At 53.0% G+C, this 17,934-nt stretch carries 11 protein-coding genes; 9 read left to right on the top strand and 2 right to left on the bottom strand.

All coding sequences use genetic code 11. From position 1 onward, the window contains the following. Positions 1-162 precede the first annotated feature (162 nt). The 7 genes from RB297_RS26265 to RB297_RS26235 all read left to right on the top strand — a co-directional run bounded on the left by RB297_RS26265 (position 163) and on the right by RB297_RS26235 (position 12,445). Positions 163-1,971: a cache domain-containing sensor histidine kinase gene (locus tag RB297_RS26265; RefSeq protein WP_096776909.1), complete on the top strand. Its 1,809-nt coding sequence runs from the start codon at positions 163-165 to the stop codon at positions 1,969-1,971. Further along, positions 1,946-3,502: a response regulator gene (locus tag RB297_RS26260; protein ID WP_375121800.1), complete on the top strand. Its 1,557-nt coding sequence runs from the start codon at positions 1,946-1,948 to the stop codon at positions 3,500-3,502. Before RB297_RS26265 ends, RB297_RS26260 begins: the two co-directional genes overlap by 26 nt. A 584-nt stretch (positions 3,503-4,086) precedes the next feature. After that, positions 4,087-5,049, top strand: a complete 963-nt coding sequence (locus tag RB297_RS26255) for an ABC transporter permease (RefSeq protein WP_096776911.1) — start codon at positions 4,087-4,089, stop codon at positions 5,047-5,049. Positions 5,050-5,064: 15 nt separating this feature from the next. Beyond that, a complete protein-coding gene (locus RB297_RS26250; protein ID WP_009592812.1) occupies positions 5,065-5,973 on the top strand; it encodes a carbohydrate ABC transporter permease in 909 nt (302 codons plus the stop codon). A gap of 77 nt (positions 5,974-6,050) precedes the next feature. Next, positions 6,051-7,763, top strand: coding sequence for an ABC transporter substrate-binding protein (locus RB297_RS26245; RefSeq protein WP_096776912.1), 1,713 nt, complete (start codon positions 6,051-6,053; stop codon positions 7,761-7,763). A 170-nt stretch (positions 7,764-7,933) separates the two neighbouring features. After that, positions 7,934-10,333 (top strand): glycoside hydrolase family 95 protein, encoded by a 2,400-nt coding sequence (locus RB297_RS26240; RefSeq protein WP_096776913.1) that lies wholly within the window; start codon positions 7,934-7,936, stop codon positions 10,331-10,333. A 78-nt stretch (positions 10,334-10,411) separates the two neighbouring features. Next, positions 10,412-12,445: a beta-galactosidase gene (locus RB297_RS26235; RefSeq protein WP_096776914.1), complete on the top strand. Its 2,034-nt coding sequence runs from the start codon at positions 10,412-10,414 to the stop codon at positions 12,443-12,445. A 127-nt stretch (positions 12,446-12,572) separates the two neighbouring features. Here the strand turns inward: RB297_RS26235 and RB297_RS26230 are convergent, their stop codons facing one another. Together RB297_RS26230 and RB297_RS26225 are read right to left on the bottom strand one after the other, a co-directional pair. Further along, a complete protein-coding gene (locus RB297_RS26230) occupies positions 12,573-14,210 on the bottom strand; it encodes a response regulator transcription factor (protein ID WP_096776915.1) in 1,638 nt (545 codons plus the stop codon). Continuing rightward, positions 14,188-16,032, bottom strand: coding sequence for a cache domain-containing sensor histidine kinase (locus tag RB297_RS26225; protein WP_249732910.1), 1,845 nt, complete (start codon positions 16,030-16,032; stop codon positions 14,188-14,190). Before RB297_RS26225 ends, RB297_RS26230 begins: the two co-directional genes overlap by 23 nt. 124 nt (positions 16,033-16,156) lie before the next feature. Between RB297_RS26225 and RB297_RS26220 the strand changes: the two genes are divergently transcribed. Together RB297_RS26220 and RB297_RS26215 are read left to right on the top strand one after the other, a co-directional pair. Beyond that, complete coding sequence (locus RB297_RS26220; RefSeq protein ID WP_009594044.1) at positions 16,157-17,038, top strand: carbohydrate ABC transporter permease; 882 nt, start codon at positions 16,157-16,159, stop codon at positions 17,036-17,038. Continuing rightward, a complete protein-coding gene (locus tag RB297_RS26215) occupies positions 17,038-17,877 on the top strand; it encodes a carbohydrate ABC transporter permease (RefSeq protein ID WP_015737524.1) in 840 nt (279 codons plus the stop codon). The genes RB297_RS26220 and RB297_RS26215 overlap by 1 nt, the downstream gene beginning before the upstream one ends. Positions 17,878-17,934 lie beyond the last annotated feature (57 nt).

Below are 17,934 nucleotides of genomic sequence, written 5' to 3'. Positions count from 1 at the left end.
CGGACCAGCTGTGTGCTGGAGTCGGGCTTCTTCCATATTTTAGCTGGCCTTGAAAGGGAGGCTGTGCTGATATAATAGGCCTGAGGCAGGCTATTCACGATGGAATGTAACCGTTTTCTTTCGCTTGCCGAAGATTAAAAGGACAGGAGCGTCGACGGTCCGATGTTATCGAATTTCATTCAGCTTATGAATGACATGAAAATCCGCAATAAATTGATATTGTCATTTGTGGTCGTGGTCTTTGTACCGGTAGCCATCGTAGGGATATTCCTTACGGGAGAGCTCCGTAAATTTGCATTCGACAATGCTTTGGAACAAGCCTATCAGAACGTGGACCGGGTCAAGAAACGGTCGACCGAAGTCATCAACGTGGCGGATGATTTATCGTACCGCTTGTCCTACGACGAGCGTCTGAGGAATCTGGCCAACCGGCAATATGAAAGCGTATACGACGTGTTCGTGGCATACAGGGAGTATCCCGATTTGCAGCAGGCGATAAGAATGTACAAGGAAATATCGAATATCCGATTCTACAGCGACAATCCGACCATGCTGAACAATTGGGAGTTTCTATATCCCGAGGATGAAATCAGAAGCACGGAATGGTATCGGCGGGCGGAGGACGATATCGGGGTCATCTATTGGGACTACATTGAGGATGAGCGTGATCAGAAGGTATACCTCAGCTTGATCAAGGGGGTTGATCTTGGAAGCAAGGACAACCGCGGCGTGCTGGTGATCAATGTCAACACCGGCATGCTCAATACGATCCTGAGCCAGGAAGCGTTCGACACGATTATCGTGGACAGCAGCAACAATATTGTCGCGGCTAACCGCCCGGAGCTGTACGGGAAAACGTTAGCCGAGATTGAAGATGCCAGCGGGGCCGTTTACCACGCGAGCGGCAGCTACGAGTCGGTCATCCATGACGAAGCCTCCAAGGTGCTGATCGAACCGCTGAATACAGAGTCCGGAGTGAACGGCTTGCGCATTATTTCGATATTCTCGATCGATAGCATCGTGGCGGATGCCAACCGGATCAGCAAGCTGGCGATGACCGTCATCATCATCAGCCTGCTGCTGGCCGTTCTTCTGATCTACAGCTTCTCTTCACTGATCTCCAATCGGCTGCTGCGCCTCAGCAAACATATTACGAAGGTAGGTACCGGTAATCTTGGCGTTGCCATGGAGATCGACGGCAAGGATGAGATCGGCCAGCTGTCCCGTCAATTCAACTCCATGGTGGGCAACGTTAACGACCTGATGAACGAAGTGCAGGAGTCCAACGAACAGAAGCGGTTAATGGAACAGAAGCAAAACGAAATCAAGTTCAAAATGATGGCCAGCCAGATCAATCCGCATTTTCTCTTTAATGCCCTGGAGTCCATTCGCATGGAGGCCCATCTCAAGGGCGAGACCGAAATTGCCCGGATCGTGCGGCTGCTCGGCAAAATGATGCGGAGCAATCTCGAGGTGGGCAGCGGAAAAACCACAATCAAGGACGAAATCGAGATGGTACAGTGCTATCTCGACATTCAGAAGTTCCGATATGAGGACCGCCTGAAATATGAACTTCAGGTGGACCCTGAAGCGAACCGGGTAAGAATCCCGCCCTTGATCATCCAGCCGCTTGTGGAGAATGCGGTTATACACGGGATGGATCACAAAGAAGAGGGAACCTCCATAAGGGTCAGGGTCTCGGCCAGCGAAGGGAAACTGCACGTCATGACCGAGGACAATGGTGCAGGCATATCCCTGGACAAATTGCAGATGATCTACGGTTATTTGAACGATACCGACGAGAAGGATGGCGGACGGATCGGGCTCCGTAACGTACATGTCCGTCTGCAGCTCACGTACGGCCCTGAAGCGGGTCTGATCATTTATAGCGAACCGGGCATAGGAACGCGTATTGAATTCAGTATTCCGACAGGAGGAGAGAGCGATGATGAAAGTGTTGATCGTGGATGACGAACCCAAACTGCGCGAAGGGCTGAAGAGCATTGTGCCATGGACCGAGCTTGGGTATCAGGTTGTTGATACCGCAGCGAACGGGAACGAAGCGCTGGAGAAGCACGGGAAGTACGACCCGGATTTGATGCTGATTGATATCCGGATGCCGGGAATGGACGGATTGCAGCTGATCGAAGCCATCCGAAACGTGGATTCCGAGATTCATCTGCTCATCTTGAGCGGATATGCCGATTTTGATTATGCCAAGCGGGCGATTTCCCACCGTGTGGACGGATACCTTCTAAAGCCGGTGGATGAGGACGAGCTGAGCAAGTATTTGCTGCAGATTAAAGAAGCCATCGAGCAGGAACAGGAGAGGATTGCACTGAACAGGGCAGCCTCCGATATGAGCCGCGAGCAGTTCATTCAGACATGGTTCAACCCGGAGAGCAAGCCCGATCCGGCCGCTTTGCGGCATATGGCCGAGAGGTCGGGACTGTTATGGAACCATTACCAAGTGCTGCTTGTTCATCATAACGGCAGCGATGAATCCGGTGAGGAAACCGACGACCGGTTGAAAAACCAGCTGATCGAAGCTTTTGAAGATAACGGCCGCGGCGCGGTGTTTTCCATGCATGGACAGCTCGGTATCCTAATGCCCACGCCTGTCTTGACGGCAGGTGGACGTAAGGAATTGCTGCAGTTGGTGGAGGAAGCCGCAAGCCGGGCCGGCACGGCGATAACGGCCTCTTTGGGACGTCAGGTCCACCGTCTGGAGGATGTAGCGGATTCGTACCGTTGTGCCAAAGAACGGATTCGCGAACGGTTCTTCTATGCTCCCGGGGAGATGCTGTTTCCTGAATCCGAGCGGTTTGCCGGCGGCAACACGGATGAAGAACGGCAGCCCTATGATCCGGAGCAGCTGATGGAACAGCTCTATTATGCGGTGGATGTGGGCAACGTGGAGGTGCAGCAGAAGCTGCTATATACGGCAGCCTCAGCCATGGTGAATGAAGAATACACGGAGGAGAGGATGAAACGCGCCTTCGTGGAGCTCCTGACCGGGGTGCACAACAAACTGATGCAGCATCATACGGAGCTGCAGTCCCGCACGAAGGAATACTCGGATCGGATTGCGGCAATATTCCGACAGCGAACGGCCTATGATCTGTGCCGCCATTCGTCCCAATTCCTGGAGGAGCTGATATGGCAGGCGGGCAATGGCGGACGGGATCAGGAGATGAAGCGGATCATGGATCTGATTCAGCGCAATTACAACGAGAACATTAAGCTGGAAACGCTGGCGTCGATATTTAATTACAACAGCGCTTACCTCGGAAAAATGTTCAAGAATACGACCGGGGAATATTTCAATACGTATCTCGATAAGGTCCGGATCGACAAAGCCAAAGATTTTTTGAAGCAGGGCATGAAGGTGTATCAGGTCGCGGAGAAGGTCGGTTATACGAACGTCGATTATTTTCATAGCAAATTCAAAAAATACGTCGGCACGTCTCCGTCCAATTTCCGCAAGGAGCTGGACCTGTAATTTAGCCGTGCCGTAACGCGGATTCGCACAACGTGATCGAGCCATGGATGCGGCTCCGAGGTCATAAAGCCTATCATGACCTGAGCATCACACACAGGAGCTAGCGCACGACAAATAGGCTGCAAGCAGCTCCGCGTCGTCTGATGCCGTATTCTAAATGGTTTATGATTGTTCTCCAATAGCGTTCACTTACCATACAACCAGACTAAACATAAGTACTTTCATATCGCTGCCCTAAAAGACGCGACAAAGGTACGCGTCTTTTTTTATTTCCTCCTACCCCCCAAGACATGACTGGGGAGCCAAATGCTGCGAAGCTCCGAGCGGAGGGGCCGGAATCGTATCGGAGAAGCGCCAGCGGTCGCCTTTAAAGCCGGGAAACCACCTCCCCGTATCAATCGAAGTTTCCCGGGTTTAACAGCGATCGGAGATACGATCCGGACACGGAGCGGCATAAAGGTCTTTCGCATTTTCCCTCCCACCGTTAATGTCTAATTTTTATATGATTTTTAAGCCAATCCTTCGGGTACTTCCCCGCCCCAGCTTGGTTTATCATCAGGATATACAAGAGAGGAGGGGTTGGTTTGAAAGCGGTAACAAAGACAAAAAGCAGCATCCAACCTGCCGCAAAGAAAAAGAAAGGCTTTTGGACCACTTTCAAAGAACAGAAAGTACTGTACGGAATGTCGCTTCCATTCATCGTCATTGTATTCATCTTTAGTTATTTGCCGGTGTGGGGCTGGCTGATGGCATTCCAGAATTACAAGCCGGGCAAAGGGATATTCGAGCAAAAATGGGTGGGCCTGGACCATTTCGCAGCACTTTTCGCGGACGATAAGTTTTATCTGGTGTTGCGAAATACACTCGCCATGAGTTTCATGGGATTGATCGTTGGATTCACGATTCCGATCCTATTCGCAGTCTTGTTGAATGAGCTTCGTGGAAGCGTATTCAAGAGGACCGTACAGACGATATCTTATCTGCCGCATTTTGTGTCCTGGGTCGTAGTTGCCGGTATCGTGACCAAAATGCTGTCCACGGATGGAGGCGCTGTCAATCAGCTGCTGATGTGGCTGGGGCTCATCGATCAGCCGATACAGTTCATGGCTCAGGGGAACCTGTTCTGGTACATCGTAACGGGCTCTGATATATGGAAGGAAATGGGCTGGAGCGCGATCATTTATTTGGCAGCGATTACAGGGATTGATCAGGAGCAGTTCGAAGCAGCCAAGGTTGACGGCGCAAGCCGGATTCGCCAAATATGGCACATTACGCTGCCGAGCATCGCCCCTACGATTGCTATCCTGCTGATCATGTCCATCGGTCATTTGATCAGCATCGGTTTCGAGAAGCAGTTCCTGCTGGGTAATCCGCTAGTGGTAGATTATTCAGAGGTGCTTGACCTGTATGCGCTGAATTATGGACTTGGCATGGGACGTTTTTCATTCGGTACGGCCATCGGAATGTTCAACTCGGTCGTAAGCATCATCCTGCTGCTGCTTGCCAACGGCGTGTTCAAAAAATTCACGAAGCAATCGATTATGTAAGGGGAGGGAAACAGCATGGCACGAACCAAAGCAGCATTCAAGCCCTCGCTCTCCGATCGGGTGTTTGATATCGCGAATTTTACCATCATGGCACTGGTCATGATTGTCACACTCTACCCGTTCCTGAACGTTCTGGCGATATCGCTGAACGATTCCGTTGATACGGTGCGAGGGGGAATCTACATCTGGCCGAGAGAGTTCACGCTGGATAACTACGTGCAGATTTTTAAATACGACGGCTTGGTCACCGGGGCCAAAAACACGATTCTCCGTACGCTTGCAGGGACCTTTCTGGGCTTGCTCAGCGGCACGATGCTGGGCTACGTCCTCAGCAGGGTAGACTTTCAGGGAAGAAAGTTCATGTCGACCTTTCTTGCGCTGACGATGTACTTCTCCGGCGGAATGATTCCGGTGTTCATCCTGATCCGCGACCTGAACATGATGAATTCGTTTCTGGTCTACATCATTCCGGGCATGGTGAGCGCGTTTAACGTATTCGTCATCCGGTCTTTCATCGACAGCCTGCCGTACTCGCTGCAGGAATCGGCAAAGCTTGACGGTGCCAACGATTTTACGATCTATTACAAAATCATTCTTCCGCTCTGTAAGCCCGTGTTGGCTACCATCGCCTTGTTCCTGGCTGTCGGGCAGTGGAACTCTTGGCTCGATACGTATCTTTACAACGGTAATGCACCCCATCTCACCACGCTCCAATTCGAGCTGATGAAGGTGCTGCAGAGCACCCAGGGGCAAACCAGCGGCATGATGACCGGGCAGAATATGGCCGAGATCGTGAAGCAGGTGTCGCCGGAGTCGATCAAAATGGCAATCACGATCGTGGTAACCGTTCCGATACTGCTCGTGTATCCGTTCCTGCAGCGGTATTTTGTGAAAGGTATGACGCTTGGAGCGGTAAAAAGCTAGGCGCATGTAACGGTATCAGCAGGCACAACGTCCTGTTATACGATAAATGATCAAAAATCGATTTAGGGGGTATAGCAATGAAACATAAGAAGAGATTGTCGCTCCTGCTCGCGATCATGATGATGGCTACATTCGTTCTGGCGGCGTGCGGCAACGGCGACAGCAACAATAGCGCAAACGGCGGCGATGAGGGCAGCGGCGGAAGCGATACGCAGCAGGAAGAGAAGCTCGAGCCGATGACCATGACGTATTACAGCGCGGATTCCAATGCAAACTGGGCCAACATGCAGGATGCGGTCGGGAAGAAGCTGACCGAGAAGACCGGCATTACGATCCAAGCCGAATATGCGGTGGACGGCTCCAATCAGAAGCTTCCGCTGATGGTGGCGAGCGGGGAATACCCTGACTTGGTATTTGCCAAGGGGGACGCCAATCTGTTCGTGGATTCCGGGGCGTTTATCGATCTGACGGATCTGATCGAAGAGCATGCGCCAAACATCAAGAAGGTGTACGGAGAATATATGAGCCGCCTGAAATGGAGCAACGAGGATGAGGCCATCTATGTCCTTCCGACGCTTGCGGCAGTGGATCATCAGGCACTCGATGCCGGCGGCACGTTCCAGATCCAGCATGAGGTGCTGAAAGAACTCGGATACCCTGAACTGAAAACGGTGAAGGATTATGAGAAAGCGCTGAAAGACTATGCCGAGAAACACCCGACCATTGACGGCCAGCCGACGATTCCGCTGACGTTGAATGCGGACGGATGGAGAATCATGATCTCGGTAACGAACCCGGCGTTTATCGCGACAGGCGTATCGGATGACGGCGAATACTATATCGACCCGGAAACAACCGAGGCGAAGCTTCATTACAAGCGGCCGGAAGAGAAGGAATACTTCCGCTGGCTGAATCATATGAACGCCGAGGGCTTGTTGGATAAAGAAACGTTCGTGCAGAAGACGGACCAATACGAAGCGAAAATTTCCTCCGGCCGCGTCCTTGGCGTCATTGATCAGGAGTGGGGCTTCGGCAATGCAACGAACGCACTGAGAACTTCCGGCAAGGAAAACCGCACCTATGCGAGATTCCCGATCCAGCTGGATGAGTCCACGAAGGATGCAACGTTCCAAGACACGGGTTACGTCGCCGGATGGGGCGTAGGCATTACGACATCCGCCAAGGATCCGGTTCGAATCATCAAGTTCCTGGATTATCTGGCTTCCGAAGAAGGGCAAGTTTTGATGAATTGGGGTATTGAAGGCGAGCATTACAACGTGGTGGACGGCAAGCGAGTTATTCCTGAAGACGTCCAAGAGCGCAAAACCTATGACAACGCCAACTTCACGAAGGAAACAGGAATCGGCTTGTACAATGCGATGTTCCCTCGTTACGGCGACGGCGTGAAGGATTCGACGGATAACTATTACACAACGAACTTCCCGGAGACGATCATCGAGAATTATACGCCGGCCGCGAAGGAAACGCTGAAAGCGTACGGCGCGGAGATGTGGAAAGACCTGTGGCCGAAACAAGAGGAATTTGATGTGAAGCCGTGGGGCGTTGCATACAACATTCCGGTACCGAGCGACTCCAATATCAATATCACGTACAAAAAGGTGGAAGAGATTACCCGGAAGCGGATTCCGGAAGTCATTCTTGCCGATCCGGCGAAATTCGATGCACTGTATGACCAGTTCATCAAAGAACTGAATGATGCCGGCGCCGAGAAAATGGAGCAGGAATACACCCAATTGGTACGCGAACGGGTGGAACTCTGGAATAATTAAGGTAGAGGCGAATCGAAGGGGCCGGCAATATGCGGTCCCTTTTGCCGCTATTCAAGGCAGGCTGCTGTTATAATCGCGGACCTCAATTTATTAGAAGAAATACAACCATAGATGAAGGATTTCAGGCGCTCTTCGAGAAGACCTTTATAAATCATTGGACATAAGGGGGGATTACGCTGTATTCAGCAGAGCATAAGAACACAACCCTGTGGTACCGGAAGCCTGCGGCCAAGTGGGAAGAAGCGCTTCCGCTTGGAAACGGCCGCCTTGGCGCCATGGTGTTCGGAGGCGTGCAGGAAGAATGCATTCAATGGAACGAAGATACGCTCTGGTCCGGCTTTCCCCGGGACACGAATAATTACGAGGCTCTCCGGTATCTGGCAAAGGCGAGGGAACTGATTGCGTCCGGCAAGAATGCCGAAGCCGAACAGTTGATCGAGGGCAGGATGGTTGGCAGAAATACGGAGTCCTTTTTGCCGTTAGGAGATCTGTTGATCCGACAGTCGGGAATAGGGGATTCATGCTCGGAATACAGGCGCGAACTGAACCTGGATACGGGGATTGCTTCCACTCGTTTTCAAGGTGGCGGCTCCGATCATATTTTCAGCAGGGATATGTTCATCAGTGCGGTTGACCAGGTCGGGGTTATCCATTATGAATGCTCGGGGAGCGGATCCATCCAATTGGAGATCGGGTTACGTTCACCGCTGCAGCATCGTACGCGTACAGAGGAAGACGGGACGCTGGTGTTGCATGGCCATGCTCCGACTCATATTGCTGATAATTACAGGGGCGATCATCCCGGGTCGGTGCTTTATGAGGATGGGCTGGGCATTCGGTACGAAATGAGGCTGCTGGCCTTGACGGACAGCGGTCAGGTGACGGTCGATGACAGCGGCATGCGCATTTGCGCGGCAGGCTCGGTTACGCTGCTGGTTGCGGCTGCTACGAATTTTGAAGGCTTCGATCGTTCTCCGGGTTCTGGCGGTACCGATCCGTCCGGCATATGCAGGGAGAGACTTCAGGGCGCCATGCGGCATGGTGTTGAACAATTGCGCTCACGGCATGTCCAAGACCATCAAGCCTTGTTCAGACGCGTGGAGCTTCAGCTTGGCCGTCCAGAGAATGAGCGTTCCATAGCAGCTTTAGCCACCGACGAGCGGATGGAAGCGTACCGGGAAGGACGGGAGGATGCTGCGCTCGAAGCGCTGATGTTCCAATTCGGAAGATATTTGCTCATTGCCAGCTCCCGGCCGGGTACACAGCCCGCCCATCTGCAGGGCATATGGAATCCCCATGTCCAGCCGCCATGGAACAGCGATTACACAACGAATATCAATACCGAGATGAATTATTGGCCGGCGGAAACGACGCGTCTGAGCGAGTGCCACGAGCCGCTCATCCAAATGATCCGGGAGCTTAGCGTAAGCGGTGCCCGGATTGCGAAGATTCACTATGGCGCCCGTGGATGGGTCGCCCATCATAACGTGGATTTATGGCGAATGGCCAGTCCGAGCGACGGCAGAGCCATGTGGGCCTTCTGGCCAATGGGCGGTGCTTGGCTGTGCCGGCATCTATGGGAGCGTTATCAATTCCACCCGGATCTTGAATACTTGCGGGAAACGGCGTATCCGCTGATGCGTGGAGCCGCTTTGTTTTGCCTGGATTGGCTGATTGAAGACGGGAAAGGGCATCTGGTGACCAGCCCGTCGACATCGCCGGAGAATCAGTTTCTTACCGCGGAAGGCCTGCCTTGCAGCGTGTCGGCAGGTTCGACCATGGATATGGCCATCATTCGTGATTTATTCCATAACTGCATCGAAGCTTCGCAGCTGTTGGAGCAAGATGATGAACTGCGGGAGGAATGGAAAGCTGCGGTCGCGCGCCTGCTCCCTTACGCCATCGATGACGAGGGCAGGCTCATGGAATGGAGCAAGCCGTATCCGGAAGCGGAGCCCGGACATCGGCACGTATCCCATTTGTACGGATTGTACCCCGGCTCCGATATTACCCTCCAAGATACGCCGCAGCTTGCAGAAGCTGCTTATCGTACGCTGATGTCGCGCATCGATCACGGAGGGGGGCATACGGGCTGGAGCTGCGTATGGCTGATTAACCTGTTTGCCCGACTGCAGCAGCCGGAGAAGGCTTATGATTATGTCCGAACCCTGATTTCCCGCTCCATGCACCCCAATCTGCTCGGGGACCATCCCCCGTTCCAGATCGATGCGAATTTTGGAGGCAGCGCCGGACTTGTGGAAATGCTGCTCCAGAGCCATTTGGATGCCATTCAGCTGCTGCCGGCGCTGCCGAAAGCGTGGGCAGAAGGCTCCGTGCGAGGATTGAAGGCCCGCGGAGGATTTATCGTGGACATGGAATGGAAGGGCGGCATTCTTGCGTCCGCAAGCATAACCTCTACGCATGGCCGGATCTGCAGAATTCAATATTCCCAACCTCTCGCCGTTCGAAGGGAAGACGGGAGCGTTGTGACGACGGGAGATCGGCTTTCTTTTGAGACGGTGAGCGGCATGACCTACCAGATCGCATTGGCTGCCATGGAGGCATTGTGAATAAGGGCTAATCTCGAGCATGGCTGGATGAACGATAACCGGATACGAATTGATGAAGGCTAAAGGAGCTGAATACTGATGATTAACGAAAAGCTGCCGAAAATGTGGTACGGCGGGGATTATAATCCCGAGCAGTGGGATGCGGAAGCGTGGAAGGAAGATGACCGCATGTTTAAGCTGGCGGGCATCGACGTAGCCACCATAAATGTATTCTCCTGGGCTTTGAGTCAGCCGAATGAGGATACGTACGATTTTGCTTGGCTGGACGAGACGATTGACCGGCTGTACCGGAACGGGGTGTATATCTGTTTGGCAACGAGCACGGGAGCCCATCCGGCCTGGATGGCGCGCAAATACCCGGATGTGCTGCGCGTCGACTACGAGGGCCGCAAACGCAAATTCGGCGGACGCCATAACTCCTGTCCGAACAGCCCCACCTACCGAAAATACGCCACAATCATGGCAGGCAAGCTGGCGGAACGCTATAAGGATCATCCGGCCGTCCTGATCTGGCACGTATCGAACGAATATGGCGGGTACTGCTACTGCGACAATTGCGCCGCGGCATTCCGGACTTGGCTCGAGCAGCGATATGGCACGCTGGATGCCGTAAACAAGGCATGGAATACCCGCTTCTGGGGCCACACCTTCTATGACTGGGAAGACATCGTCGTTCCTAACGCTTTAAGCGAGGAGTGGTCCGGCAACCGGACGAATTTCCAAGGCATATCCCTGGATTACCGCCGTTTCCAGTCCGACAGCCTGCTGGACTGCTACAAGCTGGAGCGGGATGAATTGAAGCGGCTCACGCCGGATATACCGGTGACCACGAATCTTATGGGTTTTTATCCGGAGCTGGACTATTTCAAATGGGCCAAGGAGATGGATGTCGTATCCTGGGACAACTATCCGTCGCTGGATACCCCGTACAGCTATACCGCCATGGCGCATGCCCTGATGCGGGGGCTTAAGGGCGGTCAGCCCTTTATGCTGATGGAGCAGACGCCGAGCGTTCAGAACTGGCAGCCGTATAACTCGGCCAAGCGCCCAGGGGTAATGCGATTGTGGAGCTATCAAGCGGTCGCCCACGGCGCGGATACGGTGATGTTCTTCCAGCTGCGCCGTTCGATCGGAGCCTGCGAGAAGTATCACGGCGCGGTCATCGAGCATGTCGGACATGAACATACCCGCGTATTCCGCGAGTGCGCCGAGCTGGGCAAGGAGCTGCAGCAGCTGGGAGACCGGATCCTGGATGCCCGTTCCGATGCCAAAGTCGCGATCATCTACGACTGGGAGAACCGGTGGGGCATTGACCTGTCGAGCGGTCCGACCGTCGCCCTCAATTACGTGAACGAGGTCCATAAATATTACGATGCCCTGCACCAGCTGCATATTCAGACCGATATGATCAGCGTGGAAGAGGACTTCCGGAAGTATGACGTTGTCATCGCGCCGGTGATGTATATGGCCAAACTGGGATTTGCAGAACGCGTGGAGGCCTTTGTATCGCAAGGCGGCACCTTTGTGACGACCTTCTTCAGCGGCATCGTGAACGAGAATGATCTGGTGACGCTGGGCGGTTACCCGGGCGAACTGCGCAAGGTCATGGGAATTTGGGCCGAGGAGATTGATGCGCTGCTTCCGGGCCAGCAGAATCAGGTGGTAATGCGGGGCCGGAAAGGCCAGCTGGAAGGCACCTACGACTGCGGCATTCTGTGCGACGTGATCCAAGCCGAGGGAGCTGAGGTCGTTGCCGAATACGGCTCGGACTACTATCAAGGCATGCCATCGTTGACCGTGAACGCTTTCGGACAAGGGAAGGCCTGGTATGTGGCCACAAGCCCGGAGCCTAAATTCCTGCGAGATTTGATGCAAACGATATGCAGCGACCATGGCATTAAGCCTGTCCTGAACGCTCCCGAAGGCATTGAGGTGACAAAGCGGGTGAAGGAGGGCGCGGAGTTTATCTTTGTGCTCAATCACATGCCCGAGCGCAAATCCGTGTCCTTGGATGGGGAAGCCTATGTTGACCTGCTGACAGGGGAGGAGCTTCGGGATATCTGCGAAGTGCCGGCACGAGGCGTGTTGATATTAGAGAAGCGGTTGGGATAGAGATAACATAAGGGCTTTCCAAGAAGAGTGGACAGCTTGAAGCGCTCTTAACAAAAAGCAGAGAAGGCGGGGACTCCCGCCTCCTCTGCTTTATTTTATCTCTGAAGCTTATCGACCGCTGCCCATTCTAGGCATCCTTCTCGTGCAGCTTTCGGAATTCCTTGGGCGAAATGCCCTCTTGTTTCTTAAAAACAAGACTGAAATATTTCTCGTTCTTAAAGCCGACCATTTCGGAAATCGCGGCCATTTTCAGCCCCGGATTTTGCAGCAGGATTTTGGCCTTCGAGATGCGGATCCGGTTCAGATGCTCGGGGATATTAATCCCGTGCTTCTGCTTGAATTTGCGGGAGATGTACTCCCGGCTTACGTGAAACCGGTTTGCAATATCGTACAGTGATACGTCGTTCTGATAGTTTTGCTCGATAAATGCCGTGATGTCGTGGATCAGGTCCTGCCCCGTCTGCTTCTGGGACTGCAGCGCCGAGGCCAGCAGGCTCATTAATTGATCCCAATACTGCTGCCATTCTGCCAGGGAGCATACATATTTGTCCGGGCTTGGCCGTTCGATGGTGGCGCTTTCCTCTTTGTACAATTTCAACAAGGCCTCAGACGACGGGTTCGCGGTTTCATGAATGACGTGATTGGCGAACCGATCAATTTCGCGGTCCCATCGCTCCAGAAGCTCGGGCGTGAGAACGCCGCTTTTTCGGATGGCGGCAAGGAACGAATCGACGGCCTCGCCAATGGGAGCAGGCTGACCGCTAAGCACAGCGAGCTTCCAGGTATCCTCGAACCCGCTGAACTGGACGCCCCGATGATGATCCATTCCGGATCGTCGCAGCTGCTCGGCATCGTGGATGAAATGGTTCAGGACCGTTAAATCACGCGAACGCAGGGCATTCGAGCATTGGGCATAGAGCTCGGGAACGTCTACCGGATATTGACCTTCCGGACTTATGCCAAAATGCATCTGGCGCGACAGCGTCCGAAACATCCCGCTATTGATCTCTTGAAGCAGCGTAGGGACGGTGGCGAGCTGTTCCCACAATAAGAGAACCAGTTGATGCGGCGATCCGAATGGACGGAAAGCAATCCCGATCCGGTCCTTTTGCAGAAATTCATTGCAAATATTCAACAAGGCGAACATCAGCAGATCCTGATGGTGGCCGAAGCGGCCGTACAGCGCATGATCTGACTTGTCGATTTGCATGACGGCCAGGCGTATTGCGTTGGTCTGCGCCGGCACGATGCCTTCATCCCTGAGGCGGTTGACCACCTGGGAATGGGCGCTTCTGTCATCAATAAGGCTGGATAACAGCTTCTCCGAATAGACCGGCCGGTACTCGTTCACCTGAACATGCTGCTGCCGCGCCGCAAGGCGTTCTTGTTCCTCCGCCTTCCAGGCCGCGGTCGCCTTGGCGACCGCTTGGTTGATGACGTCCTCCTCGATGGGTTTCAGGATATAATCCGTGCCGCTGTACCAGATGGTGTTGCGCACGAATTCGAAATCGTCATGCCCGCTGATGACGATGAATTTGATGTCCGGGTAATGCTTATGAATCCATTCCATGAGATCCACGCCGCTTTTGAGGGGCATCAGCATGTCCATCAGCACAAGATGGGGCCGAAACGCCGGGATCAGCTCCATCGCCTCCAGCCCGTTGGCCGCTTCCTCTATATCGGTAATCCCGTGCGCTTCCCACTGGACCAGCAGGCGGATGGCTTTGCGCACGCGAGACTCGTCATCCACGATCAATGCCTTCATCCGTTTCACCTTCCACATTTATAGTCAGCACTACACGAAAGCCGTGCGGCTGGTTGTTTTCGATGTTGAATTTGGATTTTCCACGATAGTACAGCCTCAGCCTCGTCATGATGTTGATGAGTCCGATTCCGCTGCTGTCTTCCGTCTCCAGCTCGGACACAACCTGAAGCTGTTCCAGATCCAACTCTTCCATCCGAAGCAAATGCTCCTGAAGGGCTTGGAACGGCTCCTCCTGCATCCCGTTTCCGTTATCTTCGACCGTGATCTGCACGATCGAGGCCGATAGGCGCCGGCTTGTGAGCGCAATGAAATTGTCTTGCTCCAAGGGGTTCATGCCATGCTTGAAAAAGTTCTCGATCAGCGGCTGAATCAGCATCTTCGGAATCAACACCTGCAGAGTCGACTCATCCACATCGTAACGGAAGTCGAACTGATTCTCAAATCGTTCCTTCTGCAGTTCCACGTAATCCTTGATATGATCGAGCTCCGTGGCCAGCGTGACCGGCTTGTCCGTATTGTACATGCTGTATCTCATCATCCGGGCCAGAGCGGAGATCAGGGAGTAGATCCTCTTCATGCCATGCTCCAGCGCAAGGGTGCCGATGGTCTGCAGCGCATTGTTCATGAAATGCGGATTCACCTGCGCCTGCAGCGCCCGGAGCTGGTTGGTCCGGTTCGCCAGCTTCAGCTTGTATTCCTGCAGGATGAGGTTGTTGATCGTATCCATCATGCTGCCGAACCTGCGATGGAGGGCTCCGATTTCGTCTTTGCGATTGGACGAGATATCCACGGTCATTCGTCCGCTTTTGACCTGGCTCATGAGGCCTACCAATTCGCGGATCGGGGCCGTGATATAGACCGATATCCAGATCGTGGCCGCGATGATGAGAATAAGGGACACGCCGATCAGCAAAATATTGACGAAGGCAGCTTTGTCCGCGCTGCTTAAAATATACGAGGAAGGAATCTCCTTGATCATCGTCCAGTCGCTGACCGACGTCTTGATATTGTTATATAAATAGATTTTGTTGTTATACTCGAAATGGCCTTCCTTCTTGCCGGATTGCTTGATGCTGGCGTACCAGTCCGCCTGGACTTGTTGTCCCAGCATTTCGTCATCGCCGGAATACATGATATACCCGTCTTCATTGGCAATGTACAGCTGCTCATGATCAGGCTGGAACAGCTGGCCGCTGATCCGGCTCAGGAAATCCATGTCCAAATCGATGGCGAGAATGCCTAATCGTTCGGTTGAAGGGACCCGTTCAATGACCCGGTACATCGTGAATACTTGTTGATCGGCTTCATAGGGATAAGCTAACTGAAACCCGTACGTATGAAGGGGATGCGGCGGCTGAAGGACCACCGTATCGTTACGAAGATCGGGAATCTCGGGATAGAGGTTGACCTCGCTTGTTTTTCTGGCGATATCCTGCGCGAATAACGTGGCTTCCCGTTTGCCGTCGACGTAAAGATAGACCTGCCTGGAGCCGCTGATGGCTTTTTGAATGGATTGCAGCGTGGCGGATTGCCTGCCGCTGGCGTTGATGTTCTCATGACTGTAATAGAGGCTGCGGAAAAAATCCGGATCCGAGTAGACCGTAAGGGAACTACGGTTCATCTCTTCCAAATAGCTCTCCAAATTCAACCGTCCCTGATAGAGAAGGTTCATATTCTCAACAACGGCCCGTTCCTTGAGCGAGTTGGTTGTCATGACGTAACTGATGATCATGGAAATGGTGGTCGGAATGATGGTCGCCATGATCATGAAGGTAATCAGTTTGGTGCGGATGCTGTTCCAGTTCCAGTTCAATAAATTCACCGCCGATCAATTTTCTATACCAATTAGTTCACATCCTATGGTAGTCCCAAGGTCTTCATCTTAGCATAATTAAATCATAGAGAAATGGATAGAGAAACGATAGGACAAGCGGAGGGGGATTAACATGAACAGCAAGAGAACGGCTGCTTTGACGCAGCAGTTGGTTTATATCGGACCCGCGCTGCTGTTTTTCGGTATTACGATCATTATCCCATTTGTGATGGGGATGTATTACTCGTTTACCGACTGGAACGGCGTTTCCGGGAACGTCGAATGGGTCGGGCTGGACAATTTCAAACAGATTTTCACAAATGACAGCGCATTCGCCCAATCCTTCTGGTTCACCACCAAATTTACGATCGTCGGGGTGCTTCTCACGAATTTGGTCGGATTCTTCCTGGCCTACTTCTTAACGAAAAACATTCGGGCGCGCAACTGGCTGCGGACGATATTCTTCATGCCGAACGTGATCGGCGGATTGCTGCTCGGCTTCATCTGGCAGTTTATCTTCATAAAAGGCTTTGCAACCGTTGGCGAAGCGACGGGAATTCCGTTTTTTAATCTTCCGTGGCTGGGCGACGAAGTAACCGGCTTCTGGGGCATCATCATGGTATTCGTATGGCAGTCGTCAGGCTATCTGATGGTCATCTACATCGCCTCCATTACGAACGTGTCCAAGGAAGTCATGGAAGCTGCCGAGATTGATGGGGCCAACCGGTTCCAAGTGCTTAAGAGCATCATCGTTCCGCTTATTATGCCGGCGGTTACCGTATGTTTGTTCCTGGCGATTTCCTGGTCCTTCAAAATGTTCGACCTGAACCTGTCGCTGACCAAGGGCGGACCTTACCGCTCCACGGAATCGCTGGCGATGAACGTGTACAACGAGGCGTTCCTGAACAACCGGTACGGTCTCGGCACGGCCAAGTCCTTGATCTTCTTCCTGGTCGTCGCCGTCATTACGCTCATTCAAGTCCGTTTAACGAAGCAGAAGGAGGTTGAAGCTTAATGAGATCGAAGAAACCTCCCATGTCGGCCTCCACGATCGTACTGCAGATCGTGATGGTCATTGTTGCCTTGATCTTCTTGGCACCGTTCTACTTCCTGCTGGTGAACTCGGTCAAATCGCTTGGCGATATTATGGTCGACGCGGCCAACTGGCCAACGGCCTTTCACTTTGACAACTACAGCAAGGCTTGGGAAATGACCCGCTTTCCGGAAGCATTCACGAACTCCATCATCATTACGGTCATCAGCAATCTGATCATTGCCCTGCTGAGCGCGATGGCAGCTTACCGGATGGTCCGGTCCAATACGAGATTCAATCGAATCGTGTTCATGCTGTTCGTATCGGCCATGGTCATTCCGTTCCAATCCATTATGATTCCATTGCTGCAGGTCATTAACTTTCTCGGCGTCAACAACAGCATCGTGGGTCTGATTCTCAGTTATCTCGGACTCGGCATCCCGCTGTCGGTCTTCCTGTTCCACGGTTTCGTGAAAGGCATTCCGCTGGAGATCGAAGAGGCTGCCACGGTCGACGGCGCTTCTCCGTTCAGGGTATTTGCCCGCATCGTTATGCCGATGCTGAAACCTATGATGGTAACGGTCATCATCCTGAACTGCCTGTGGGTCTGGAACGACTATCTGCTGCCATCCTTGATCCTGCAAAGTCCTGAACTGCGGACGATTCCGCTTGCGACCTTTGCTTTCTTCGGGCAGTATTCGAAGCAGTGGGATATGGCGCTGCCGGCGCTCGTGCTGGGCATTACGCCGATCATCATCTTCTTCCTGTCACTGCAGAAGTACATCGTTGAGGGCGTCGCTGCCGGCTCCGTTAAGGGGTAAGGGCAGCGGGCGCCTCGCCCATTACCGGTTTTTCCATCTTTATATATAATCATTATC

Origin of the sequence: Paenibacillus sp. CR_12 (assembly GCF_041953985.1) — a bacterium.
GTDB classification, from domain to species: Bacteria; Bacillota; Bacilli; order Paenibacillales; family Paenibacillaceae; genus Paenibacillus_AQ; species Paenibacillus_AQ lautus_A.
This window is presented reverse-complemented; position numbering and strand designations above follow the sequence as displayed.

Excerpts from the sequence above, each read along its gene's own strand:
- RB297_RS26245 (WP_096776912.1), top strand. The coding sequence starts at position 6,051 with ATGAAACATAAGAAGAGATTGTCGCTCCTGCTCGCGATCATGATGATG.
- RB297_RS26250 (WP_009592812.1), top strand. The coding sequence starts at position 5,065 with ATGGCACGAACCAAAGCAGCATTCAAGCCCTCGCTCTCCGATCGGGTG.
- RB297_RS26220 (WP_009594044.1), top strand. The coding sequence starts at position 16,157 with ATGAACAGCAAGAGAACGGCTGCTTTGACGCAGCAGTTGGTTTATATC.
- RB297_RS26260 (WP_375121800.1), top strand. The coding sequence starts at position 1,946 with ATGATGAAAGTGTTGATCGTGGATGACGAACCCAAACTGCGCGAAGGG.
- RB297_RS26235 (WP_096776914.1), top strand. The coding sequence starts at position 10,412 with ATGATTAACGAAAAGCTGCCGAAAATGTGGTACGGCGGGGATTATAAT.
- RB297_RS26215 (WP_015737524.1), top strand. The coding sequence starts at position 17,038 with ATGAGATCGAAGAAACCTCCCATGTCGGCCTCCACGATCGTACTGCAG.
- RB297_RS26230 (WP_096776915.1), bottom strand. The coding sequence starts at position 14,210 with ATGAAGGCATTGATCGTGGATGACGAGTCTCGCGTGCGCAAAGCCATC.
- RB297_RS26265 (WP_096776909.1), top strand. The coding sequence starts at position 163 with ATGTTATCGAATTTCATTCAGCTTATGAATGACATGAAAATCCGCAAT.